The organism is Aeromicrobium sp. NPDC092404 (assembly GCF_040684095.1).
Taxonomy (GTDB): Bacteria; Actinomycetota; Actinomycetes; order Propionibacteriales; family Nocardioidaceae; genus Aeromicrobium.
In genome coordinates this window covers 1689062-1711741 of the sequence record NZ_JBFBFI010000001.1, presented here as the reverse complement: position 1 = coordinate 1711741, position 22680 = coordinate 1689062, and the positions used below count along the sequence as shown (strand labels likewise).

At 70.7% G+C, this 22680-nt stretch carries 24 protein-coding genes; 12 read left to right on the top strand and 12 right to left on the bottom strand.

Annotated elements, in window-relative coordinates:
- The first annotated feature begins 30 nt into the window (after positions 1-30).
- The 4 genes from AB0N22_RS08665 to AB0N22_RS08650 all read left to right on the top strand — a co-directional run bounded on the left by AB0N22_RS08665 (position 31) and on the right by AB0N22_RS08650 (position 2983).
- Positions 31-594, top strand: coding sequence for a hypothetical protein (locus tag AB0N22_RS08665; RefSeq protein ID WP_364638205.1), 564 nt, complete (start codon positions 31-33; stop codon positions 592-594).
- 99 nt (positions 595-693) lie between these two features.
- On the top strand, positions 694-1422 hold the full coding sequence (locus tag AB0N22_RS08660) for a hypothetical protein (protein WP_364638203.1): 729 nt from the start codon (positions 694-696) through the stop codon (positions 1420-1422).
- Positions 1419-2129, top strand: coding sequence for a hypothetical protein (locus AB0N22_RS08655; protein WP_364638200.1), 711 nt, complete (start codon positions 1419-1421; stop codon positions 2127-2129). The genes AB0N22_RS08660 and AB0N22_RS08655 overlap by 4 nt, the downstream gene beginning before the upstream one ends.
- A 29-nt stretch (positions 2130-2158) precedes the next feature.
- The gene (locus AB0N22_RS08650; protein WP_364638197.1) at positions 2159-2983 is read left to right on the top strand and encodes a PHP domain-containing protein; all 825 of its coding nucleotides are present in this window, start codon (positions 2159-2161) and stop codon (positions 2981-2983) included.
- A gap of 4 nt (positions 2984-2987) precedes the next feature.
- Here the strand turns inward: AB0N22_RS08650 and AB0N22_RS08645 are convergent, their stop codons facing one another.
- The 5 genes from AB0N22_RS08645 to AB0N22_RS08625 all read right to left on the bottom strand — a co-directional run bounded on the left by AB0N22_RS08645 (position 2988) and on the right by AB0N22_RS08625 (position 7250).
- Complete coding sequence (locus tag AB0N22_RS08645) at positions 2988-4268, bottom strand: FAD-binding oxidoreductase (RefSeq protein WP_364638194.1); 1281 nt, start codon at positions 4266-4268, stop codon at positions 2988-2990.
- Positions 4269-4349: 81 nt separating this feature from the next.
- On the bottom strand, positions 4350-5048 hold the full coding sequence (locus AB0N22_RS08640; RefSeq protein WP_364638191.1) for an FAD-binding oxidoreductase: 699 nt from the start codon (positions 5046-5048) through the stop codon (positions 4350-4352).
- Positions 5045-5659, bottom strand: a complete 615-nt coding sequence (locus AB0N22_RS08635; protein WP_364638188.1) for a sulfite oxidase-like oxidoreductase — start codon at positions 5657-5659, stop codon at positions 5045-5047. Before AB0N22_RS08635 ends, AB0N22_RS08640 begins: the two co-directional genes overlap by 4 nt.
- Entirely contained in the window at positions 5659-6495 is an 837-nt protein-coding gene (locus AB0N22_RS08630; protein ID WP_364638185.1) for an alpha/beta hydrolase, read from the bottom strand. The genes AB0N22_RS08635 and AB0N22_RS08630 overlap by 1 nt, the downstream gene beginning before the upstream one ends.
- Entirely contained in the window at positions 6492-7250 is a 759-nt protein-coding gene (locus AB0N22_RS08625; RefSeq protein ID WP_364638182.1) for an SDR family oxidoreductase, read from the bottom strand. Before AB0N22_RS08625 ends, AB0N22_RS08630 begins: the two co-directional genes overlap by 4 nt.
- Positions 7251-7311: 61 nt before the next feature.
- Between AB0N22_RS08625 and AB0N22_RS08620 the strand changes: the two genes are divergently transcribed.
- Complete coding sequence (locus AB0N22_RS08620) at positions 7312-8088, top strand: ParA family protein (protein ID WP_364638179.1); 777 nt, start codon at positions 7312-7314, stop codon at positions 8086-8088.
- Between the two features lie 72 nt (positions 8089-8160).
- Positions 8161-8838, top strand: a complete 678-nt coding sequence (locus AB0N22_RS08615; RefSeq protein WP_364638176.1) for a L,D-transpeptidase — start codon at positions 8161-8163, stop codon at positions 8836-8838.
- A 63-nt stretch (positions 8839-8901) separates the two neighbouring features.
- Here AB0N22_RS08615 and AB0N22_RS08610 read toward each other — a convergent pair whose 3' ends face one another.
- Complete coding sequence (locus AB0N22_RS08610) at positions 8902-10293, bottom strand: DEAD/DEAH box helicase (RefSeq protein WP_364638173.1); 1392 nt, start codon at positions 10291-10293, stop codon at positions 8902-8904.
- A 113-nt stretch (positions 10294-10406) separates the two neighbouring features.
- Between AB0N22_RS08610 and AB0N22_RS08605 the strand changes: the two genes are divergently transcribed.
- The gene (locus AB0N22_RS08605; RefSeq protein WP_364638170.1) at positions 10407-11105 is read left to right on the top strand and encodes a ferritin-like fold-containing protein; all 699 of its coding nucleotides are present in this window, start codon (positions 10407-10409) and stop codon (positions 11103-11105) included.
- 140 nt (positions 11106-11245) lie between these two features.
- On the opposite strand, the gene AB0N22_RS08600 is transcribed toward AB0N22_RS08605, so the two are convergent.
- Genes AB0N22_RS08600 through AB0N22_RS08590 form a run of 3 tightly spaced genes read right to left on the bottom strand, consistent with a single transcriptional unit; the run spans position 11246 to position 12683 of the window.
- Complete coding sequence (locus AB0N22_RS08600) at positions 11246-11770, bottom strand: GrpB family protein (RefSeq protein WP_364638167.1); 525 nt, start codon at positions 11768-11770, stop codon at positions 11246-11248.
- A gap of 14 nt (positions 11771-11784) precedes the next feature.
- Positions 11785-12045, bottom strand: coding sequence for a DUF3107 domain-containing protein (locus AB0N22_RS08595; RefSeq protein WP_364638165.1), 261 nt, complete (start codon positions 12043-12045; stop codon positions 11785-11787).
- Positions 12042-12683 carry a TetR/AcrR family transcriptional regulator gene (locus AB0N22_RS08590; RefSeq protein ID WP_364638162.1) on the bottom strand — a complete coding sequence of 214 codons (642 nt, stop codon included), beginning with the start codon at positions 12681-12683 and terminating at the stop codon, positions 12042-12044. Before AB0N22_RS08590 ends, AB0N22_RS08595 begins: the two co-directional genes overlap by 4 nt.
- Positions 12684-12807: 124 nt before the next feature.
- Here AB0N22_RS08590 and moeZ point away from each other — a divergent pair, with 124 nt between their 5' ends.
- The 4 genes from moeZ to AB0N22_RS08570 all read left to right on the top strand — a co-directional run bounded on the left by moeZ (position 12808) and on the right by AB0N22_RS08570 (position 20752).
- Positions 12808-13980, top strand: coding sequence for an adenylyltransferase/sulfurtransferase MoeZ (gene moeZ / locus AB0N22_RS08585; RefSeq protein ID WP_364638159.1), 1173 nt, complete (start codon positions 12808-12810; stop codon positions 13978-13980).
- Between the two features lie 87 nt (positions 13981-14067).
- A complete protein-coding gene (locus AB0N22_RS08580; protein ID WP_364638156.1) occupies positions 14068-14364 on the top strand; it encodes an MGMT family protein in 297 nt (98 codons plus the stop codon).
- 29 nt (positions 14365-14393) lie between these two features.
- The gene (locus tag AB0N22_RS08575) at positions 14394-17594 is read left to right on the top strand and encodes an ATP-dependent DNA helicase (protein WP_364638153.1); all 3201 of its coding nucleotides are present in this window, start codon (positions 14394-14396) and stop codon (positions 17592-17594) included.
- On the top strand, positions 17591-20752 hold the full coding sequence (locus AB0N22_RS08570; protein ID WP_364638150.1) for an ATP-dependent DNA helicase: 3162 nt from the start codon (positions 17591-17593) through the stop codon (positions 20750-20752). Before AB0N22_RS08575 ends, AB0N22_RS08570 begins: the two co-directional genes overlap by 4 nt.
- Here the strand turns inward: AB0N22_RS08570 and AB0N22_RS08565 are convergent.
- Positions 20749-21243 carry a Clp protease N-terminal domain-containing protein gene (locus tag AB0N22_RS08565; protein ID WP_364638147.1) on the bottom strand — a complete coding sequence of 165 codons (495 nt, stop codon included), beginning with the start codon at positions 21241-21243 and terminating at the stop codon, positions 20749-20751. The genes AB0N22_RS08570 and AB0N22_RS08565 overlap by 4 nt on opposite strands.
- Entirely contained in the window at positions 21240-21467 is a 228-nt protein-coding gene (locus tag AB0N22_RS08560; RefSeq protein WP_364638144.1) for a helix-turn-helix domain-containing protein, read from the bottom strand. Before AB0N22_RS08560 ends, AB0N22_RS08565 begins: the two co-directional genes overlap by 4 nt.
- 69 nt (positions 21468-21536) lie before the next feature.
- Between AB0N22_RS08560 and nudC the strand changes: the two genes are divergently transcribed.
- Positions 21537-22397 (top strand): NAD(+) diphosphatase, encoded by an 861-nt coding sequence (gene nudC, locus AB0N22_RS08555; RefSeq protein WP_364638141.1) that lies wholly within the window; start codon positions 21537-21539, stop codon positions 22395-22397.
- Here nudC and AB0N22_RS08550 read toward each other — a convergent pair.
- A complete protein-coding gene (locus AB0N22_RS08550) occupies positions 22394-22636 on the bottom strand; it encodes a mycoredoxin (RefSeq protein WP_364638138.1) in 243 nt (80 codons plus the stop codon). The two genes, nudC and AB0N22_RS08550, sit on opposite strands and share 4 nt — an antisense overlap.
- Positions 22637-22680 lie beyond the last annotated feature (44 nt).

Genomic DNA, 22680 nt, shown 5'->3' with positions numbered 1-22680 from the left:
CCGTTCACCGTTCAGGAGCTGGGCGCAGCCGTGCCGGTCCTCGACGAGGTGCCGACAGCCACTCGGGTGTCCTCTGCCTGTGTCGGCGAGCCCGGCTGCCCGAAGAACATCGCGAGCTCCCTGTTCATCCTGGCCGAGCGTCCGGGTGGCAAGATTCCCGACGAGGAACATGTGGTGAAGCCGAGCAATGTCGCCATCTTGGATGCCACAGTCTTCGAGGACCAGGCTTCGGCGCAGGCGAGTCTCAAGAGAGATCGTGAGGACCTCGTCGAGCTGTTCGAGGGTGAGTTCGACTTCGGACCGAGGAGGGCACGCGACACTGGGGCTCTGTTGTCTGGCGGGCGCGGTTCCGGCAGCACCGTGAGTGCACAAATCCAGGGTTGGCGTGGATTCTGCGCATCCCGCGCATTCGTGAAGGTCGGCGACCGTACCCTTGCCGTGTCGAAGCTTCCTCATCAGACCTCGCTCGTTCGCCTTGTGCACGGACGCAACAGGCTCGACGTGACGGTGACCCTGATCTCCGAGAAGCGCGAAGGTGCCGCAGAGGACATGGCGCGCAAGCTGGCGGCCGAGTTCATCCAGAGGCTCGACTAAGTCGAGGACTCCTCCTGCCAGTGGAACTGCCTGCCCTGAGTGCCGATGCGGCGGCATGACATGCTGTCGGCGCTAGTCGTTCCGGGGGAAGGTGGGGCCATGCTGAGACGAATGACGGTGTTCGCGGCGGGGTTGCTGCTGCTCGCCGGTTGTGGCGGGGGCTCGGACGACGGCGATGCCGACAAGCCGACGGCGAAGCCGACTCCGCGGACCTACACGCTGGCCCAGCTGACGGCCGCGATGCCCGAGAAGCCGGACATCCCCGGCGCAAAAAAGGTCGAGCCGCGCTGCCCGGACGAGAAGGACAGCTGCGACCCGTCCAAGAAGATCGTGGCCCAGCGGTCGGTGCACGTCGAGCTCAAGGCGACGCCGTCCGAGCTGTCGCCGGTCGAGCAGGAGGAGGCCGCGAACGCGCCGGGCATCGGCGAGTTCGTCCAGATCTCCGCCGCGCAGTACGGCTCGGAGTCCGATGCCGCTGCAGCGGTCGCGTCGGTCCGAGCTGCGAACGCGAAGGCGGGCGGCACGTACGCCGACAAGCCCAAGAAGCTCGAAGGCGACCAGTACCAGCCGGGCGTCACCGGCACCGGTCGGGTCGACGACCTGTCGATCCGTGGTTGGAAGGGCGTCATCGCTCCCCGACGGATCGTCCTCTCCTCTCCGGAGGGCCTCAAGAGCCGGCCGATCCTCGACGCTGTCGTGAGCATCAGTCGCGGCGCGACGGTCGTGTCTGGATCGGTCGCGGTCTACCGCGGCAAGGGCGACGCCGATGCTGCGGTCGTGCTGATCGAGAAGGTCCTCGAGGACTATCTCGAGCGGCTGGAGTCGTGACCCGAGGCCGCGGCGTGCGGTGGCTCGTCGCGCCGGTCGCGTTGTTGATGCTGGCCGGTTGTGGTGGGGGATCCGCGCCAGACGACGACACGCCCACGACCACACCGGCTCCGCAGACGTACACGCCGAAGCAGCTCGAGGCGGCGCTTCCGGAGGCCGGGGACATCCCCGGCGGCACCAGGATCGGTGTGAGGTGCCCTCAGGACGCGGAGGCGTGCACCACGTACCCGCAAGGAACGGTCGCAGTGACCGCCCACGTCGATCCGGCGTCGCCGGTGGGTGCCGAGCAGGTGCAGGACCCGGCGACCCCGATCGACTTCGTCGCGGTGCAGGCCCGCCGCCAGGCCGACGCGGCAGCCGCGAGCGACGCCATCAAAGACGCGCGTTCGTTCAACGAGCCGTACGAGGGGGAGTTCGACCTGCCGGAGCGCAAGACGGACGACGGCGGCATCATCCGGCCGGCGCGCGGCAAAGGTTCCATCGACGATGTCACGATCGACGGTTGGACTGGGGTGGTGGCCCGGCGCACGGAGACATCGAGCCGGTCCAAGACTGACCAAGGCCTCCTGATCGCCACCATCAGCCTCAGCAGTGGACGTACGTCGGTCACGGCCTTCGTGTCCCTGTCAGCCGCCCAACGCGAACCTGACGCTGCCGTCGACCTCGCCGACGGGCTCGTCCGGGACTACATCGAGCGGCTGGGCTGAACCATCGGGCGAACCCGTAGCCTGACCACGTGAAGATCGACCTCCACACCCACTCCGACCGCTCCGACGGCACCGACAGCCCGGCCGTGCTCGTCGAGAAGGCCAAGGCGGCCGGCCTCGACGTCGTGGCCCTGACCGACCACGACTCGACGGAGGGCTGGAGGGAGGCCGATAAGACGGCGAAGCGGGTCGGCATCACGCTGGTGCACGGCATCGAGATCTCCACGAAGCTCGACGGCCGGAGCGTGCACCTGCTGGGGTATCGGTTCGATCCCCGTCACCGTGCGCTCGTCGCCGAGCTGCGCAAGGTCATCGACGGTCGCAACTCGCGACTGCCGGCGACGCTCGAGCGCCTCCAGGGCCTCGGCATCGACATCACGACGCAGGACGTACGCGCCCGGTCGGCGAACGCTGCGGCGACGGGCCGGCCCCATGTCGCGGACGCGCTGATCGACCTCGGCGTCGTGAAGGACCGCACCGAGGCGTTCGACCGCTACCTCAAGCCCGGCCGGCCGGCGTACGTCGACCGCTACGCCGCCGACCTGCCCACCGCGATTGGCCTGGTGAAGGCCGCCGGCGGCAAGACCGTGCTGGCGCACCCCTGGTCACGCGGCAGCCACCGTGTCCTCACGCGGGACCGCATCGGCGCCCTGGCGGAGCAGGGGCTCGACGGGCTCGAGGTCGACCACAACGACCACGGTGCCGAGGACCGGGCGGCACTGGGGCAGATCGCCCGTGACCTGGGCCTGGTGCGCACGGGGTCGAGCGACTACCACGGCCTCGGCAAGATCGACTTCCCGCTGGGCGGCAACACGACCGACCCCGCACAGTACCGACGCCTGCTCGATCTGTGAGCCGTCACGGCGCGATGTTGAACGTGCGGCGGAAGACGTTGCCGGGATCCCACGTCCGCTTGACCTGACGCAGCCGGTTCAGGGTCGCCTCCGGCCAGAGCGAGGCCAGGTCGTCGGGGCTGTCCGAGCCGAGGAACCCCGCGTACGCCCCGATGCCCTGGTCGCCGATCGTGCGCCACACCGCGCGTGCCGAGGCGATCTCGTCCTCGGTTGCGTCCGGGGTGAGGAACGCCGCGGAGACGACGAGGGCTTCGGCGCTGCGGTGGGCGAACGCCGTCTGGTCGGGGCCGACCCGGCCGAACGCCCCGCCGAGGCTGCGCAGGAACACGACCCGTCCACCCCTGGCGTACGCCGTGGCGATCGCGTCGGCGAGTGGCGTGTCGACGGACTCGACCAGGGTGTTGCCGATGACTGGCAGGATGCCCTCTGGCGGGTGCGCCTCCTCGAGGATCTCGGCGTACGGCCGCTTGCCGACCTCCTCGGCGACGACCGTGCCGATCGCGCGAAGCGGCTGCAGCACCTCGGTGTCGTCGCCGGCCAGGCAGACGTACAGGACCGCGCCCGGCGGGAAGTCGCCGAACCCCGGCATCAGGACCATCGTGGTGCTGAGCTCGTCGGGCGCTGCTCGCATCGCCTCGGCCCACCGGGTGAGCAGCCCCGCGACGTCGTCGAGCGCAAAGCTGATCGTCCCGAAGTGCACCGTCGAGATCCGCTGCGCCTGGAACTCGAAGGCCGTGACCACGCCGAAGTTGCCGGCGCCGCCGCGCACGGCCCAGAACAGGTCGGCGTGCTGCATCGGCGTCGCCCGGACGATCTCGCCCGCGGCCGTGACGACCTCGGTCGCGAGCAGGCTGTCGATCGTCAGGCCGTGCTTGCGGATCATCCAGCCCATCCCGCCGGCCTGCGTCAGGCCGCCGACACCGACCGACGTCGTGTCACCCGAGGTGATCGCGAGACCGTGCTCGGCCAGGCTGGCTGCGGCCGGCCCCCAGGTGGCGCCCCCGCCGATGCGGACGCGGTCGTCGCCCAACAGCTCGACACCGTCGAGCCGGGACAGGTCGATGACGACCCCGCCGTCGAGGTTGCTGTGACCCAGCGGGCTGTGGCCGCCGCAGCGGACGGCGACCGGCAGTCCCTCGGCCTGGGCGTACCGCAGCGATGCGGCGACCTCGTCGGCCGAGGTCGGCCGCAGGACGACGGCGGGCTCGGAGCTGCCGCCGATCGTGGTCCGGGCCGCGTCGTAGTCGGGGTGACTGGGCCGGATGGCGATGTGCTCGATGGTCATGCGCAGGTCCTTCGGGGTCTCTGACGGGTGCGTGGCACGACCCTAGGACCTGAACCAGACTTGAGGTCAACCCTCGAAAGATCAGCCCGTGGCGCCGAACTGCTCGACGCGCACGATGCTGCTCGGCACCCCCGCCTCGCCGAGGCTGCGGCCGACGAAGCTCACGAACCCGGCCGATCCGCAGACGTACGCTCGCTCGATGCCCGTCGACAGCTCGGCGAGCTCGTCGGGATAGATGTGCGCCGCCACGCGATCGCCGTGATTCTCTCGGGTCAGCGCGATGAACGCACCGAACTCCTCGAGCTCCTCGATGTAGGGCAGCCGCTGACGGGTCTGTGCCGACGCGACGATCGTCAGGTGCGACGCCGTGCCCATGCGGCGGGCGTAGCGGAGCATCGAGACGAACGGCACCACGCCGGACCCGCCGGCGACGCACAACGACGGGACCTCCCCGCCCCACACGAACCACCGGCCGATCGGGCCCCGCAGCTCGAGCTCGTCGCCGACCTCGACGACGTCGTGCAGGAAGCCCGACACCTCGCCGCGCGGCAGGCACTCGACCATCAGCTCGATGAGCGGGTCGGCGGGGTCCGAGGCCAGCGAGTACGACCGCTGCGCCGTGTAGCCGTCAGGCGCCCTCAGGCGCACGACGTAGTGCTGGCCGGGCACGTGGTCGTGCCGGTCCGCGACCTCGAGGCGCAGGCGGACGTACGTCTCGCCGAACCGCTCGACCTCGCGAACCGTCCCCGTCGTCCAGGAGCTGGCGATCGCCTCGGTCATGCATCACCCTGGTAGCGCTGCTCCAGCCACGGGTCTCCGCGGTCGTGGTAGCCGTTGCGCTCCCAGAAGCCCTGCTCGTCGTGGTCCATCAGCTCGATGCGGGTGATCCACTTGGCCGACTTCCAGAAGTAGAGGTGCGGCACCAGCAGGCGCACGGGGCCGCCGTGCTCGGTCGGCAGCGGCTTGCCGTCGAACTCCCACACGATCCACGCCTTGCCGCCGGTGATGTCGTCGAGCGGCAGGTTGGTGGTGTAGCCCGTCGTCGAGGTCGCCATGACGTGAGTCGCCTCCGGCCTGGGCCGGGCGACCTCGAGCAGCGCGTCGACGCTCACGCCGGCGAACGTCGTGTCGAACTTGGTCCAGGTCGTGACGCAGTGGATGTCGCCGAAGTAGGACGAGGACGGGAGGGCGTGGATGCCGCGCCAGTCCCACGTCGTCGGCTTCTCCACCAGTCCGTCGACCGTCATGGTCCACGTGTCGACGTCGATCGTCGGAGCCAGCTCGGCAGTCAGCACGGGCCAGCTCGCGCCGGTGTCGTACTGGCCGGGAGGCAGTCGGTCGTCGCCGCCGCGGCGCGCGCCGCCGGTGAACCCTCGGGTGAACTCGGCCATCAGCTGTGCTCCTTCACGAACGGCAACCAGGTGTCGAGGAGTCCTTGCGGGTTCTCGACGGCAGGGGAGTGTGCGGACTCGGGCACGACGTGGATCTGGGTGCCGAGCCGTCGAGCCATCGACTCCTGCACGGCGTGGGGCCAGGCGTCGTCGTCGGCCCCGCGGCCGACCCAGGCCGGCAGGCCGGTGGCTGCGACGTCGTCAATCGCGTCAGGCGCGTCGATCAGCAGCCGGGTCATGGCGCGCAGCGAGGCCGGGGCGTTGGACGTGAACCGGGTGTCGAGGAACTCGGCGATCTCAGGCGGCAGCGACGGGTCCTTGGGCATCGCGCGGCGGATCTGGGCCAGCGGGACGGCGCTGAGTGCCTCGACCAGCGGGGTCAGTGGCGGTCGGCCCGGGGTCTCACCGAGGGCGCCGGGCCCGGAGCAGAGCAGGCTCACGCTGTGCCACGCCGAGGGCTCGTCGATGATCGCCTGCTGGGCGACGAGACCGCCGAAGGAGTGCCCGAGCAGGTGCGAGCGCGCCGCCCCGGTCGCCGCCGCGCGGACCGCGAGGGCGTCGGCGGCGAAGCCCGCGAGCGAGTAGTCGTCGTCGGGACCGCCCGGGGTCTCGTACTGTCCACGCTGGTCGTACGTCGTCGCGTCGAAGCCCGCGGCCGCCAGCAGCGGCAGGAAGGCCGTGAAGTCCTCCTTGGAGCCGGTCCAGCCGGGGATCAGCAGCACGTGACCCACGGCGCCGTCCGTACGGGCCGTGTGTGCCGCGAAACCGCCGCGCGCCGTCTCGAGCGTCACGGACTCGACGCCGGGAGGCAGCACGAGGGACCGCGGAGTGCTCATCGCCCGCGCTTCGCGATCCGCGTCACGAGGCCCGTGGGCAGGTACTGCGCGAGTGTCGCGAGAACCTTGTAGCGGAACGAGGGGATCGAGACGGACTTGCCCTTGTCGAGGTCCTTGAGCGAGGCCTTGACGACCTTGTCGGCCTTGAGCCACATCCACTTCGGCACGCCCGAGACGTCCATCTCGCCGCGCTGGTGGAACTCCGTGCGCACGAAGCCCGGGCACAACGCCTGGACCGAGATGTTGACGTCGGCGTAGTGGATGTCGGCCCACCGCGACAGGTTGAGCAGCCACGCCTTGTGCGCGGAGTAGACGCCCCGCGGCGTGAAGGCGGCGACGCTCGACACGTTGATGATCTGCCCCCCGCCTCGGCCGGCCATGGTCTTGATCGCTGCGTCCATGAGGTGCATCGGGGCCCGCACGAGCAGGTCGAGCTGACGGTCCTCGTCGTGGATGTCGGTGGTGCCGAACCAGCCGGCCAGGGACGCACCCGCGTTGTTGACCAGCAGGTCGACCGGGCGGGTCGTGTCGGTGAGCCGGTTGACGGTCGAGCGGACTCCTTCGGAGGTCGACAGGTCAGCGGTCACGACGTCGACCTCGACACGGTGCTTGCTCCGCAGCTGCGTCGCGAACGCCTCGAGACGGTCGGTCGTCCGGGCGACGATCACGAGGTCGTAGCCGCGCCCCGCGAGCTCCCTGGCGAACGCGTTGCCGATCCCTGCGGTTGCCCCGGTCACCAGCGCGCGACGTGTCATGGGGCAAGCATGCCAAACGCCTCAGCGCGTGGGCAGCGAGGTCAGGCGACGTGATGACACAATGGCGACCGTGACGACGACGATCGCGGTGGCGAACCAGAAGGGCGGGGTCGCCAAGACCACGACCGTGGTGTCTCTTGGCGCGGCGCTGGCCGAGCTCGAGCAACGGGTGCTGCTCGTCGACGTCGACCCGCAGGGCAGCCTCACGTTCTCCCTGGGCATCGACCCGGAGGATCTCGACGTCACGGTCGCGGAGGTCCTGCTCGGCACCAAGCAGGCCGAGGACGCGATCGTCATCACCGACGACGGCATGCACCTCCTGCCGGCCAACATCACGTTGACCCAGGCCGAGGAGAGCCTCGTGGGCCGCACGGGCCGCGAGCAGCGCCTGCGCGTCGCCCTCGACAAGGTGGCCGACGACTACGACTGGATCCTGATCGACTGCCCGCCGACGCTCGGCGTCCTCACGGTCGGCGCCCTGTCGGCGTCGCAGAAGGTGCTCATCCCGCTGCAGGCCGAGACGCTGTCGCACCGCGGCGTTGGCCAGCTGCTCGACACGATCCACGACGTGCGCCAGTTCATCAACTCCTCGCTGGAGATCATGGGCGTGCTGCCCACGATGTACGACGGCCGCACCAAGCATGCCCAGAACGTGCTGGCCGCGATCCGCGAGACGTACGAGCTGCCGATCGTGACGCCGCCGATCCCCAAGACGATCAAGTTCGCCGAGGCGCCGGCGATCGGTCGCTCGGTGCTCGCCACCGCGCGCACCCACAAGGGTGCGGAGGCCTATCGGCAGGTCGCGGCGGGCATGCTCGCCGACAGCAGACGGCGCTAGCGCCCGAGGCCTGCGGCCACGAGGTTGTGGAAGTGGGCGGGCAGGCAGCGTCCCGCGGACTAGGATGGGCACGTGTCCAAGCACCGCGCTCCCCACCGGATGGTCCGCCGTCGCGGACGTGTCGGTGCGATGGGACTGTCGGTGGGCCTCACGATCGCCATCGGCACGGCCTCGGTCGGCATCCTGCCGCAGCTGAAGGCCGACCTGGCGGCCGCTGACACCAGCACGGTGGCCTCAGCCGCACCGGCTGCGATCGAGAAGGCGACGATCGACCCCCTCGTCATCCCGGAGCCGACGCCGGCGCCCAAGCGTCGTGCCGCGGCGGCCAGCGTCACCAAGGTCGCCGCACTGCCGGAGGGCTCCGGCTCCGGACGACGCATCGTGTTCGACCAGAGCGACCAGCGGGTCTGGCTGGTGGGCAACGACGGCAAGGTCAAGCGCACGTATCCCGTCTCGGGCAGCCGCTTCGACAACCTGCAGCCGGGCAGCTACAGCGTGCAGTCCAGGTCTCGGCACGCGACGGCGTTCGACGGCAGCGGCACGATGGAGTACTTCGTACGCTTCGCGACCGGCTTCAGCGAGCCGATCGGGTTCCACTCGGTGCCGCGCTACAACACCGGCGAGCTCGAGCAGACCAAGGCGCAGCTGGGCACCCCGTTGTCAGCGGGGTGCGTACGCCAGTGGATGCCCGACGCGATCGCGCTGTGGGAGTTCGCGCCCATCGGCACCAAGGTCATCGTCACCGCCTGACCCCGGAATGCCGTGAGCCGGCCGAAAGGAGGTCCTTTCGACCGGCTCAGGGGCCGGATCGGGTCAGTCCTGCTTCGCGACCGGGGCGCCGCCGCGCGACCGCGTGCGGCTGCGGTTGCGGCGGGGACGCTGGGCGCCGTCGCCCTGCTTGTCGCCACCTGACGACTGCTGCGCCTTCTGCTCGCCGCCGCGTCCGCCGCGGTCTCCACCACCGCCGCTGCGCCCTCGACCGCCGCCACGGCCGTCGTCCTTCTTGGGCTCGCGCGGCGACGGGTCCTTGATGCGTCCCTTGACGCCGCGGTCGATGCCGAGGTCGTGGAACAGGTGGTCCGACGTCGAGTAGGTCTCCTGCGGCTCGTCGAACGGCAGGCCCAGCTCAGTGTTGATGAGCTTCCACCGGGTGATGTCGGCCCAGTCGACGAACGTCACCGCGATGCCCGAGGCGCCGGCGCGGCCCGTACGACCGATGCGGTGGACGTACGTCTTGTGGTCCTCGGGGCAGTTGTAGTTGATGACGTGCGTGATGCCGGCGACGTCGATGCCGCGGGCGGCCACGTCGGTCGCGACGAGGATGTTGATCTTGCCCTCGCGGAACCGGGTCAGCGCCTTCTCGCGGGCGGGCTGCGCCATGTCGCCGTGCAGCGGCGAGGCCGGGAAGCCGCGGTCGATCAGCTCGTCGGCGACCCGCTGCGCGGTGCGCTTGGTGCGGGTGAAGACCAGCACCTTGCCCACGTCGTCGGCCTGGAGGATGCGGCCGACGATCTCGGGCTTGTCCATCTCGTGCGCCTGCCAGACGAACTGCGCCGTGGCCGGCACCATCTGGTTGTCCGCGCCGGACTCGGCGCGGATGTTCATCGGATGGCGCATGTGCTTGCGGGCCAGTCCGACGATGGCGCCCGGCATGGTGGCCGAGAACAGCATCGTCTGACGGGTCTCGGGCGTCTTGGCCAGGATCGACTCGACGTCGGGCAGGAAGCCCAGGTCGAGCATCTCGTCGGCCTCGTCGAGCACCAGCGACTTGACGTGGGACAGGTCGAGCGCGCCACGGTTGGCGAGGTCGAGCAGACGGCCGGGCGTACCGACGACGATGTCGACGCCGGCCTTGAGCGCGTCGAGCTGCGACTCGTAGGGGACGCCGCCGTAGATCGTCAGGTTGCGGGTGCCGCGACGCTTGGAGGCGATCGCGATGTCGCTGGCGACCTGGATCGCGAGCTCACGCGTGGGAGCGACGATCAGGGCCTGCGGCTTGCCGGCGACGATCTGGTCGTAGTCGGCGTCGTGGGGCGCGACCGTGCGCTGGATCACCGGGATGCCGAACGCCAGCGTCTTGCCGGTTCCGGTGCGCGCCTGGCCGATGAGATCGGTGCCCATGAGCGCGACGGAGAGCGTCATCTCCTGGATCGGGAAAGGATTTTCGATGCCGACGTCAATCAGTGCGTCGGCGATCTCGGGCATGACGCCCAGATCTTTGAACGTAGTCAGGGTCTTCTCGAATTCTTGAGACTCGTGGGATTTCTCGGCCCAGTCTATCGTCTGGCGCCGCCGGCCTTCCCGCTACGCTGCGGAGCATGGCTTCCAAGAACGTTCCGCCGCCCTCGACGTTGGACGATCCGGTCTACCGGACGGGCGTGGTCGAGCTGCTCGGCATCCTCGCGTACGGCGAGATCAGTGCGTGCGAACGGCTCGCCGAGGACGCCAAGATGGCCCCCGACCTCAAGACCAAGGTCGAGATCGCGGCGATGGCGACCGCCGAGTTCGGGCACTTCGAGAAGCTGCGTGACCGGCTTGTCGAGGTGGGTGAGGACCCCTACGAGGCGATGCAGGAGTTCGCGCCGATCTTCGAGCGGTTCCACCGGCAGACCGCGCCGTCGGACTGGCTCGAGGGACTCGTCAAGGCGTACGTCGGCGACGGGCTGGCGGCCGACTTCTACCGGGAGATCGCGGCCTATCTCGACACCGAGACCCGGGCCCTGGTCCTCGACACGTTGAGCGGCACGGGACACTCCGAGTTCGTCGTCGACGCGGTCCGCAGCGCGATCGAGCAGGATCCCCGGGTCGGCGGCCGGCTGGCGCTGTGGGGCCGGCGGCTGATGGGCGAGGCGCTCAGCCAGGCGCAGACCGTCGTCGCCGAGCGCGATGCGCTCAGCACCGTGCTGGTCGGCGGTGTCGACCATCCCGGCATGGACCTGGCCGGCATCGGCCGCATGTTCACGCGACTGACCGAGGCCCACGCCGCCCGCATGGAGCGGCTCGGCCTCGCCGCCTGACCCCGAGCGGTGACTTGGTCGCCCTTCGTCTCGCGCGGCGGTGACCTAGTCGCCCATCGAGGAGGCGGAAAGGCGACTAGCTCACCGCCCCGTGGCGGGAAGCGCGACCAAGTCACCGCTCGGCGGGTGGGTGGACGGGGTCAGGAGCCGGACAGGAGCTGCTCGACGACGGCGGACTTCTCGTCGGCGTAGTCCTGGACGTGCTCCCAGCGCTGCGCCGCCAGACGTTGCTTGGTCGTCAGGTAGAGCTCGAACGCCTCGGGGTCCGTCCGCAGGCGGTCGCGGAACGTGATCATCCGGTCGTGCTCCGGCGAGCCGGCGGTGAACACGTGCAGGTTGACCCTGGGCTCGGCCGGACGGAGCAGACGGTGCTCGTGCCACTCCGGCTCGCGCAGGTGCAGGACGTAGCCGATGCCCTCGAGCGCCGGCACGTATGCCGCTTCGTCGGCGCTGTCAGGCACCAGGAGGTTGATGTCGATGATGGGCTTGGCGGCCAGCCCGGGGACCGAGGTCGACCCGACGTGCTCCACCGCGGTCGCCACCGGACCCAAGGCCGTACGGATGTCGGTCGCGAGGGTCTCGAAGGTCGCGACCCACTGCGGGTCGTACGGCACGAGCTCGATCGACCCGTCGACCCGCGCCGGCGGGACGAGGTACTCGACCATGCGCCGTATGGGCCCTACTTGGCGGCGGCGGTGACGGCTTCGCTCGCGGCGAGGCCGAAGCCGACCTTGCGCCCGAGGTCGGACGTGAAGTCGAGGTAGGCGACCTTGGCGGCCGGGACCGCGACAGTACGGCCCTTGGTGTCGGTCAGCGTGAACACCGCGTCGTCCTTCATCGCGGTGTCGAGCGCCTTGAGCACGTCCTCGGGGCTCGACTCGGTTGCCACTGACAGCTCACGGGCGGCGTGCTGCACGCCGATCTTGACCTCCACGGTCACTCATCTCCTTTGATGTCGTCTTCGTTGCGGGGGAATGCGCCGATGCCGCGCCAGGCGAGGCCGGCGACGAGCTGGACGGCCTCGCTGCGGGTCAGGCTCGAGTCCTGCGACAGCCAGTTGCGCGCACCGACGTGGCCCATGCCGACGAGGCTGACGGCCAGCAGGTGCGAGGACGCGACGGGGAGCCCGGTGTCCTCGCGGATGACCTCGGCGATCGCGGAGGCGGACTCCTCGATGACCCGGTCGACCTGCTCGCGCACGGACGGGTCGCTCGTCAGGTCGGACTCGAACACGAGCCGGAACGCGGCACCCTGGTCGGCCACGTAGTCGTACCAGAGCTCCATCGTGGCGCGCACGCGCTTGCGGTTGTCGGTCGTCGACGCAAGCGCGGTCTTGACGCCCTCGATGACGGTGTCGCACGAGGTCTCGAGCAGCGCGAGGTAGAGGTCGAGCTTGCCCGGGAAGTGCTGGTAGAGCACGGGCTTGGATACTCCGGCGCGCTCGGCGATCTCGTCCATCGACGCGGAGTGGTAGCCCTGCTCGACGAAGACCTCGAGCGCGACCTCCAGCAGCTGGGCGCGTCGCGCCGTGCGGGGCAGGCGACTCGTGCGCGGGCGCAGCGGGGTGGTTTCGGTCACGAGCCCCAGCGTAGTCGGTGCTGCCCGACATCCGGACGCCCACTGGGGGCGTTGCGACCGCGGGGAACAATGGACGGTGGATGCGGTGTTATGCCGACGTCAACACCCGTACAGAGGAGAACCCGTGGTCGCCCCACTCGTGGAACCCGCCGACGAACTGACCATCGACGAGGTGCGCCGCTACAGCCGGCACCTGATCATCCCCGACGTCGGCATGACGGGCCAGAAGCGACTCAAGAACGCCAAGGTCCTCGTGATCGGCGCCGGCGGGCTCGGCAGCCCCGCGCTGCTCTACCTCGCGGCCGCCGGTGTCGGCACGCTGGGCATCATCGACGACGACGTGGTCGACGAGTCCAACCTGCAGCGCCAGATCATCCACGGGCAGTCCGACATCGACAAGCCCAAGGCCGAGTCGGCCGCCGCGTCGGTCGCCGAGACCAACCCGTACGTGAAGACGATCGTGCACAACGAGCGCCTCGACACCGACAACGTGCTCGAGATCTTCAGCCAGTACGACCTCATCGTCGACGGCACCGACAACTTCGCGACGCGCTACCTCGTCAACGACGCGGCCGTGCTGCTCGGCAAGCCGTACGTCTGGGGCTCGATCTACCGGTTCGAGGGCCAGGTCTCGGTGTTCTGGGCGCAGGAGGGTCCGCAGTACCGCGACCTCTACCCCGAGCCGCCGCCGCCGGGCATGGTCCCCTCGTGCGCCGAGGGCGGCGTGCTGGGCGTCCTGTGCGCCTCGATCGGCTCGATCATGGTGACCGAGGCCATCAAGCTCATCACCGGCATCGGCGACCCGCTGATCGGCCGCCTGATGGTCTACGACGCGCTGGAAATGCGCTACTCGACGCTCAACATCCGCCGCGATCCCACGGGCCAGCCGATCACGGCCCTCATGGACGACTACGAGGCGTTCTGCGGCGCGATCAGCGAGGAGGCCGCCGACGCGGCTGCCGACTCGACGATCTCGGTGGCGACGCTGGACGGCTGGCTCAAGGAGCGCAACGACGGCGGGCGCGACTTCGTCCTGGTCGACGTCCGCGAGCCGGGCGAGTACGAGATCAACAAGATCCCGGGCTCGATCCTGATTCCCAAGGGCGAGTTCCTCAACGGCAAGGCCCTCGAGCAGCTGCCCGGCGACAAGCAGATCGTCCTGCACTGCAAGTCCGGCGTACGCTCGGCCGAGGCGCTCGCGGTGCTCAAGGGCGCCGGCTACAAGGACTCCGTGCACGTGGGCGGTGGCGTCGTGGCCTGGGTCAACCAGATCGACCCGAGCCAGCCGTCCTACTGAGCCCCACCCCGCTGGCAGTGACGTTTGCGTCGCGACACGCCGTGTCGCCCCGACCCGAACGTCACTCCCAGCGGGGAAGGTGACCTCATGGATCGTGAGTTCGTCGAACGCGTGCTCGATCTCGTGGAGCGCATCCCGCTCGGCCGGGCCCTGTCGTACGGCGGGATCGCCGAGCACCTCGCCGCCGGCTACGGCCCGCGCTACGTCGGCCGGGTCATGGCGATGGAGGGCCACGCCGTGCCCTGGTGGCGGGTCGTGCGGGCCGACGGTGCCATGGCTCCGCCCCTCATGGCCGAGGCCCAGCTGCACTGGCTCGAGGAGGGCACGCCGGTCCGCAACGGCCGCGTCGACATGAAGCGCGCCCTCTGGGACTTCGCCGACTGAGTGTCACCCCCGTCTGGTGAGATGGAGCCATGCCTGAGTACGTCCTGCAGCGGCCGAGCGCCGCGTCGATCACCCCTCCGGTGCTCGACGAGAGCCAGCAGGCCGTGCTCGACCACTTCGCCTCGGGGCCGGGCGGACCGCTGCAGGTCCTGGCCGGTCCCGGGGCGGGCAAGACCACCGCTCTGGTGGAGCTCGTCGTCGACCGCGTCGAGAACGGCGGGCTGAGCCCCGACGAGATCCTGGTGCTGACGTTCAGCCGCAAGGCCGCGCAGGAGGTGCGGTCCCGGATCGCGCGGCGCCTCGCGCGCACCACGCGCACGACTCCGGCGATGACGTTCCACGCGTTCGCCTACGCGCTGCTTCGCGCCGAGCAGTCCCCGACGGACTTCGCCAACCCCATCAGGCTGCTCAGCGCGCCCGAGAACGACGCCATGATCTCCGAGGTGCTGGCGGGGGTCGACGCCGAGCAGTGGCCCGCCGTGCTGCGGCCGGCGCTGCGCACCCGCGGGCTCGCCTCAGAGCTCCGCTCGCTCATCGCCGCGGCCCGTGCCCTCGGCATGGATGACGCCGACCTGGCCACCGTCGCGAGCAAGGTCGACCGCGACGACTGGCGGTCCGCGGCGCGGTTCTTCGACGAGGTCACGGCGGTGGCCGCGCTCGCCAACACGATCGACCACACCGACCTGATCTTCGCGGTCGTCAACGCCCTCAAGGATCCCGAGGTCCGTGACCGGTGGCGGGCCAAGCTGGCCCTCGTCGTCGTCGACGAATACCAGGACACCGACCCGCTCCAGGTCGAGCTCCTCCAGGCGCTCGCCGGCGACGGGCGCGACCTCGTCGTGGTGGGCGATCCCTACCAGTCGATCTACGGCTTCCGGGGCGCCGACGTGCGCGGCATCGTCGAGTTCCCCGACGCGTTCGCCACCGCTGCCGGTCCGGCGCCACGACTGACCCTCGGCTACACCAACCGCTACGGCGACGACATCGCCGCGGCGGTGCGGTCCATCGTCGACAACAAGGGCGCGCTCGGCGCAGTCGACGGTGCGGCCTACGCCGCCCTGCGCAACCCCACGAGCAAGGTCGCCGACCCGGGCACGGTCGACGTGCGCACCTACTCCACGCCGACCGCCGAGGCCGAGCACATCGCGCTGCTGCTCCGCGAGGCTCACCTGCACGACCACGTCCCGTGGCGTGACATGGCGGTCCTGGTGCGATCGAGCGTCCACCTGACGCGGCTGCAGCGCGCCATGGTGGCGGCCAGCGTCCCGGTCGAGGTGGCCGGCGACGAGCTCCCACTGGCGGTCGAGCCAGCCGTGCGTACGCTGCTCTCGGCCCTGCACGCCGCCGACTCCCTGAGCCGTGACGAGACCCTGACCCCCGACGTCGCCCATGCCCTGCTCACGGGTCCCCTCGGCCATCTCGACGCGGCCGGTGTCAGACGTCTGGGCCGCACGCTCCGGCTCGCCGACGCCGCCGACGGCGAGACGCCGCGCGCCTCGCGCATCCTCATCGCCGAGGCCCTCGGCGACCCGGCGCTGCTCACGACGCTGGAGGTGCAGGGCCCACCGGCTCGTGCGGCCGAGGCCGCGGCCAGGTTGAGCCAGCTGCTCCTCAAGGCGGCCGACCAAATCAGGGCCGGTGAACCGGCCGAGCAGGTGCTCTGGACCGTGTGGGACGGCACCCGGTGGCCCACCCGCCTGCAGGCCGAGGCTGAGGGTGACGGTGACGGCAGCGCCCGGGCCAACCACGACCTCGACGCCGTGTGCGCCCTGTTCGCCGAGGCTGCGCGTGCCGAGGAGCGCGAGGCGCACCGGTCGGTCGCCGAGGTCGCCCGCGCCCTCGAGGCGCAGCAGATCCCGGCGAGCTCGATCGCGCAGAGCGGCGACTCCGGCGACGCCGTCCAGCTCATGACGGCGCACCGGTCCAAGGGGCTCGAGTGGCCGTTGGTCGTGGTCGCCGGTGTGCAGGACGGGGAGTGGCCGGACCTGCGGGCCCGGGGCAGCCTGCTGCAGGGCGACCGGCTCTCGCCCGACGGCGTGCTGCCACCGCCGTCACCCTGGGCCGCGGCGGCCGAGGAACGCCGCCTGTTCTACGTCGCGTGCAGCCGGGCCGGCTCACGCCTCGTCGTCACGGCTGTCGCCAGCGGTTCTGACGAGGGCGACCAGCCCTCGCGCTTCGTGGGTGAGCTGCACGCCCATCTCCAGGGCGCCGCGACCCGCACGCTCCCCGAGGCCGAGCCGCGCCCCCGGCGGTCCCTGTCGTTGCGGGGCGCCATCGCGGAGCTGCGCCGCATCGGTGAGTCCACCGACGACCAGGCCGTACGCACCCGGGTGGCGGCCCAGCTGGCCCGGCTGGCCGAGCACCCTTCCGGTCGCTCCGCCCACCCGGACCGTTGGTGGGGCCTGGCCGAGCGCACCACCAACGACGCCCCGGTGCGCGACCCCGCCGAGGCGCTGAGGCTGTCGGGCAGCCAGATGAACACCCTGACCAAGTGCGCGCTGCAGTGGTTCGCCGGGCACGAGGCCAAGGGCGACCGCGGCACCTCGGCGGCGCAGGGCTTCGGGTCGATCGTGCATGCGCTGGCTGCCGAGGCGGTGCGCAGCGGGGTCGAGCCCGACGTGGCCGAGCTGTCGGCCCACCTCGACGCCGTGTGGGACGCCCTGGGGCTCGCCCCGTGGATCAGCCTGCGCGAGCGCAAGGAGGCCGTCGAGGCGCTCGAGAAGTTCGCCCAGTGGCATCGCACCAACCCGCGCGAGGTGCTCGCCGTGGAGCACCCGTTCGACGTCACGATCGACCTCGACGGCCGCGAGGCCAGGTTCACCGGCTCGATGGACCGGGTCGAGCGCGACGACGAGGGCATCCACGTCGTCGACTTCAAGACCTCGAAGACCCCGATGACCGCCAAGGACGCCGCCGTCAACGCGCAGCTCGGCGTCTACCAGCTGGCCGTCGACGCCGGTGCCCTCGACGAGCTCTCCCCGGGCGACGGCCCGGCCGGTGCCGAGCTCGTCTACCTGCGCACCGGAACCAAGTCGGCCGCGGTCCGCAGCCAGCCGGGAGCGCCCGAAGGCACGACGACTGCCCGCGAGCAGGTCACCGAGGCGGTCCGCCTCATCGATGCCGAGGAGTTCGCGGCGACCGTCGGTGGCGCGTGCGGCTACTGCGCCTTCAAGCGCATCTGCCCTGCGCACGACGAGGGCGCGTCGATCCTGATCGAGGAGAAGTCGTGACCGGCCCTCTCGTGCGCGACGAGCAGCACCTCGTCGACCTCCTCGACCGCCAGTTCTCCCGCGCCCAGCTCGATGCGATCACCCTGGGCCTCGATGCTCCGAGCTCGATCATCGCGGGGGCGGGCTCGGGCAAGACCACCGTCATGGCGGCGCGGGTCGTTTGGCTCGTCGGTCACCTGGGCATCCCGCCCGAGCGCATCCTCGGGCTCACGTTCACCAACAAGGCCGCCGCCGAGCTCGGTCAGCGCATCCGCGCCAGCCTCGAGCTGTTGGGTGTCGACCACGCCGAGGCCGGGTGGGGCGAGGTCACGGCGTCGACCTACCACGCGTTCGCCGGGACCCTCATCGCCGAGCACGGGCTGCGGCTGGGGGTCGAGCCCGATTTGCGGGTCGTCACCGACGCGTCGCGGTTCCAGCGCTTCGCGCGGGCCATCGAGTCGTACGAAGGCGCGCTCGACCTCGTCACGACCTATGTCCCGCGCCTCGTTCCCGACGCGATGAAGCTCGACTCAGAGCTGTCCGAGCACCTCGTCACGCCCGCGGACCTGCGGGCGTACGACGAAGCGATCCTGGCGTGCGCCGACGCAGAGGCGTCCGGCCACAAGGTCGTCACCCAGGCGGCGGCCACCGCGCGCAAGCGGGCGGAGCTGAGCCGCCTGGTCGACGCCTACCGTGCGGCCAAGCACGTCGACGGAGTCATGGACTTCTCCGACCAGATGGCCTGGGGTGCCCAGCTCGCCATGCTCCCGGCCGTGCGCGAGTCCATGCTCGAGAAGTATGACGTCGTCCTGCTCGACGAGTACCAGGACACCTCGGTCGCCCAGCGGGACCTGTTGGTCGGGCTGTTCGCCGGGCTGCCGGTCACTGCTGTCGGCGACCCGGCGCAGGGCATCTACGGGTGGCGCGGCGCCGCCACCGGCAACCTCGAGGACTTCCTCGACGACTTCGCGATCGAGGGCGTGCCCGGCCGGCGACTCACGTTGCGCCAGACCTATCGGTGCCGGCCGGAGATCATCGGCGCCGCCAACCACGTCATCTCCGCGTTCTACGAGGACGCCGCGGTCACAAGGAGCGTGGAGCCCTTGGTGTCCGGCAAGGACCCCGGCGGACGGGTCGAGGTGGCCCTGCACGCGACGGTGTCCGACGAGATCAGCGCCATGGTGCGCCAGATCGAGCAGATCCGTGACGAGGGAGTCGTCCCGCTGCGCAGCGTCGCGATCCTGGTGCGCGTCGCGGCCGAGAACGGCGAGATCGTCAAGGCGCTGCGTGACTCCCACATCCCCTTCGAGATCGTCGGTCTCCAGGGCCTGCTCGCCCAGCCCGAGGTGCAGGACGTCGTGTCGTTGCTCGAGGTCGTGGACGACGTCACGGCCAACCCGGCCACGCTGCGCCTCCTGACCGGGCCGCGCTGGAACGTCGGCCCGCGCGACCTCGCCCTGCTGGGCCGGCGAGCCTCCCAGCTGAGCCGGTCGGTCGGCCACGACGACGCTGCCGAGGCCTCGTTGGCCGCCGACCTGGCGCACGCCGTCGAAGGCACCGACCCGACCGAGATCGTCGCGCTGGCCGATGCGCTGGAGGATCTCGGCGACCTGCCCTATTCCGAGGCCGCCCGCGCCAGGTTCGCCGAGCTGTCCGGCATCATCACGTCGGTGCGCCGGCACAGCAGCGAGCCGCTGATCGACCTGGCCCGGCGCGCTGTGCGGGTCCTCGACCTCGACATCGAGCTCGAGGCCGGCGACGTCGAGGGCGCCGGCGACAACCTCGCGCTGTTCCTCGACGCCGTGGCGACGTACGCCGAGAGTGACCGCTACGCCTCGCTGGCCGGCCTGCTGTCGTACTTCAACGCCGAAGAGGTCTACAACCAGGGCATGGAGGTGTTCACCCCCTCCGAGGCCGAGTCGGTCAAGCTCTTGACGATCCACCGGGCCAAGGGGCTGGAGTGGCACACCGTGTTCGTGCCCTTCATGTCTGCCACTGTGTTCCCCACGGGGCAGGGCCGCGCCAACTGGATCACCACGGCGTCAGCCGTGCCGACCGCGCTGCGCGGCGACCGGTCGAGCCTGCCGCAGATGGCCGACCACCCCGAGGACTGGACCGACGATTCCCGCGGCGTGCACGACGCGCGCAACAAGGAGCTCGGCCACATGGAGGAGCGCCGGCTGGCCTATGTCGCCTACACCCGCGCCGAGGAACGTCTGGTGCTGTCCGGGCACTGGTGGGGACGCACGCAGATCAAGCCGCGAGGCCCGTCGGAGTTCCTCCTCGCCACTCGGCAGTGGCTGATCGACAGCGGCGCGGACGCCACGACCTGGGCGCCCGAGCCAGCTCCCGGTGCCACCAACCCTCACCTCGACACCGTGCAGCGCTCCGACTGGCCGCCGGCCCCGCCGGTGCTGGCGCGCCGCCACGCCCTCGCCACGGCCGTGCGCGAGACGCTGGCCCGACCCGAGCGCCCCGCCTTCGACGTCCCGCTCCTGCCGGCCGACCGGCTCGACGAGCTCTGCGCCGACGTCGACCTGCTGCTGGCCGAGGCCGATGCCATGGCGGCCCAGCAACGCGTCGTGACGCTGCCCGGCTCGGTCTCGACGACCTCGATGCTGGGGCTGGCCGAGGACGAGGAGTCGTTCGCGCGCGAGCTGGCCCGGCCCATGCCGCGTCGCCCGTCGCCGGCCGCACGCTTCGGCACCCGGTTCCACGCCTGGGTCGAGGCGCACTACGGCCAGCAGGTCCTGCTCGACCCTGCCGAGCTCCCCGGCCAGGGCGACGTCGACCTCAACTCCGACGCCGAGCTCGAGGAGGTCATCCGGCTGTTCAGCGAGGGTGAGTACGGGCAGCGCGATCCGCATGCGATCGAAGCCCCGTTCTCCATCGTGCTCGCCGGCCAGCAGGTGATCGGTCGCATCGACGCGGTGTTCGCCGCGACCCTGCCTGACGGCCGCCAGGGTTTCGAGGTCGTCGACTGGAAGACCAATCGCAAGCCCACGGCCGACCCGCTCCAGCTGTCGATCTACCGCTTGGCGTGGGCCGAGCTGCACGGCATCGCCCCTGAGGACGTCACGGGCGCGTTCTACTACGTCCGCCTCGGCCGCACCGTGCGCTACGGCGCGGACCAGCTCCTGGACCGTTCTGCCCTCGAGGCGCTCCTCGGCCTGGGCTAGGCCGTCGCCGCGACCTCCAGCGCCACCGCGACGAGCCGGTCCCGGTCGACGCCCAGGTGGTCCAGGGCGCGTACGGCCGTTCCGGCCTGCTGCTCGGCCACCGCGGCCACGACGTGTGCTCCAACCAGCGCCGATCGCGGCTTGGTGCGGGCCAGGTGCAGCGCCGCGTTGAACGCCTCCTGTGCCGGAGCCGTCGATCGCATGACCTTCGGCCGCGGCGCCGGAGGAGCGGAGCCCGTGCTGCTCGGGTCCACCCCGATCGACGTCAGAGCCGCGTCGTGGACCTCGCGGACGGCGCCCTCGAGCTCACGTCGTCCGATGCCGACCTCGCCCAGGGCGGCAGCTGCGGTCCCGTCCGGCAGGTCGAGGGCGGCCAGCAGGAGGTGCTCGGGGCCGGGCAGGTCGTCCCCGCCGGCCCGGGCCGATCGTTCGGCGGACTCCATCAGGGTCCGCATCGTGCTGATGTCGCGCAGCGCGCGGGCTCGTCTCATCCTCGTCCTCCTCGGGTGCGGCCGGGTCCGGGCCCCAGCTTCTTGTGGGCGGCCTGACCGCTGATGCCCAGAGCCTGGCCGATCCGGGCCCAGGTCCAGCCCTGCTCGAGCGCCGCGGCGACGCCGGCACGCTCCTGCTGGGCCGCCGTCCGGCGCAGGGCGACGACGCGGGCGAAGACAGCCGCGGGGTCGACGTCCTGGTCGGGTGCTGGGTCGTGGTCCATGCCATCAACCTATGTTGATGAGCATGCCGTGTCAACCAAAGTTGATGAGCGGCCGACTACCGTGGGCCCGTGGACTACGCCTTCGATCGCACGCAGCACGACCGTTCCGCTCACCTCCGCAAGGCCGACGCCTGGCGTGGCCCCGACGTCCGCGTGATGGTCATCGGCGGCGAGCACGTCGCCACCGACGGCGGCGCCGGCATCCGGTGGATCGGGATCGACGAGGCGCCGGAGGGCGAGTGGATCTTCCTGGGCACCAAGGACGACGTTCGTCACGCCGCGGTCATGGTCGACCGAGTGCCCGCGGAGCTCGAGCCGGTGAGCCTGCGAGTCCTCGGCCCGACGATCGCCGCCGACGAGGCGTCGCTTGGCGTGCACGCCGTCGGCATCGCCAGGTGGCACCAGAACCATCGGTTCTGCGCGAGCTGCGGTCAGCCGACCGACATCGCCGAGGCCGGTCACGTACGCATCTGCCCGGCCTGCGGCACGCACCACTTCCCGCGTACGGACCCCGCCGTCATCATGCTCATCACCGATGGCGACGACCGGGCGCTCCTGGGCCGGCAGCCGAGCTGGCCCGAAGGGCGCTTCTCGACGCTGGCCGGGTTCGTCGAGCCGGGGGAGTCGCTCGACGACGCCGTTCGGCGTGAGGTCATGGAGGAGGTCGGCATCGAGGTCGGCGAGGTGACCTACGCGGCGAGCCAGCCGTGGCCGTTCCCGTCGAGCCTGATGCTGGGCTTCTTCGGTCAGGCGGAGACGTCAGACATCACGGTCGACCAGGACGAGATCGCCGAGGCGCGGTGGTTCACTCGCGACGAGGTCACCGAGATGACGGCCTCGAGCGATCTGCTCCTGCCTCCGAACGTGTCGATCTCTCGCTGGCTGCTGCAGACCTGGCACGGAGGCACCATCCACGGCCGCTGGGCCTAGGACGCGAGCTGGGCCTTGACCTGCGCGACCGACGGGTTGGTCAGTGCGGTGCCGTCGGCGAACACCAGCGTGGGGACGGTCTGGTTGCCGTTGTTGGCCTGCTCGACGATGAAGGCGGCCTCCGGCTGCTGCTCGATGTCGACCTCGTCGAACTCGATGCCCTCGCGCTTCAGCTGGCCCTTGAGCCGGTGGCAGTACCCGCACCAGGGGGTGGAGTACATCGTGAACGTGCCCGACATGGAGTGTCTCCTTCGACGACTAGTCTTGATCATCTCAACACCGA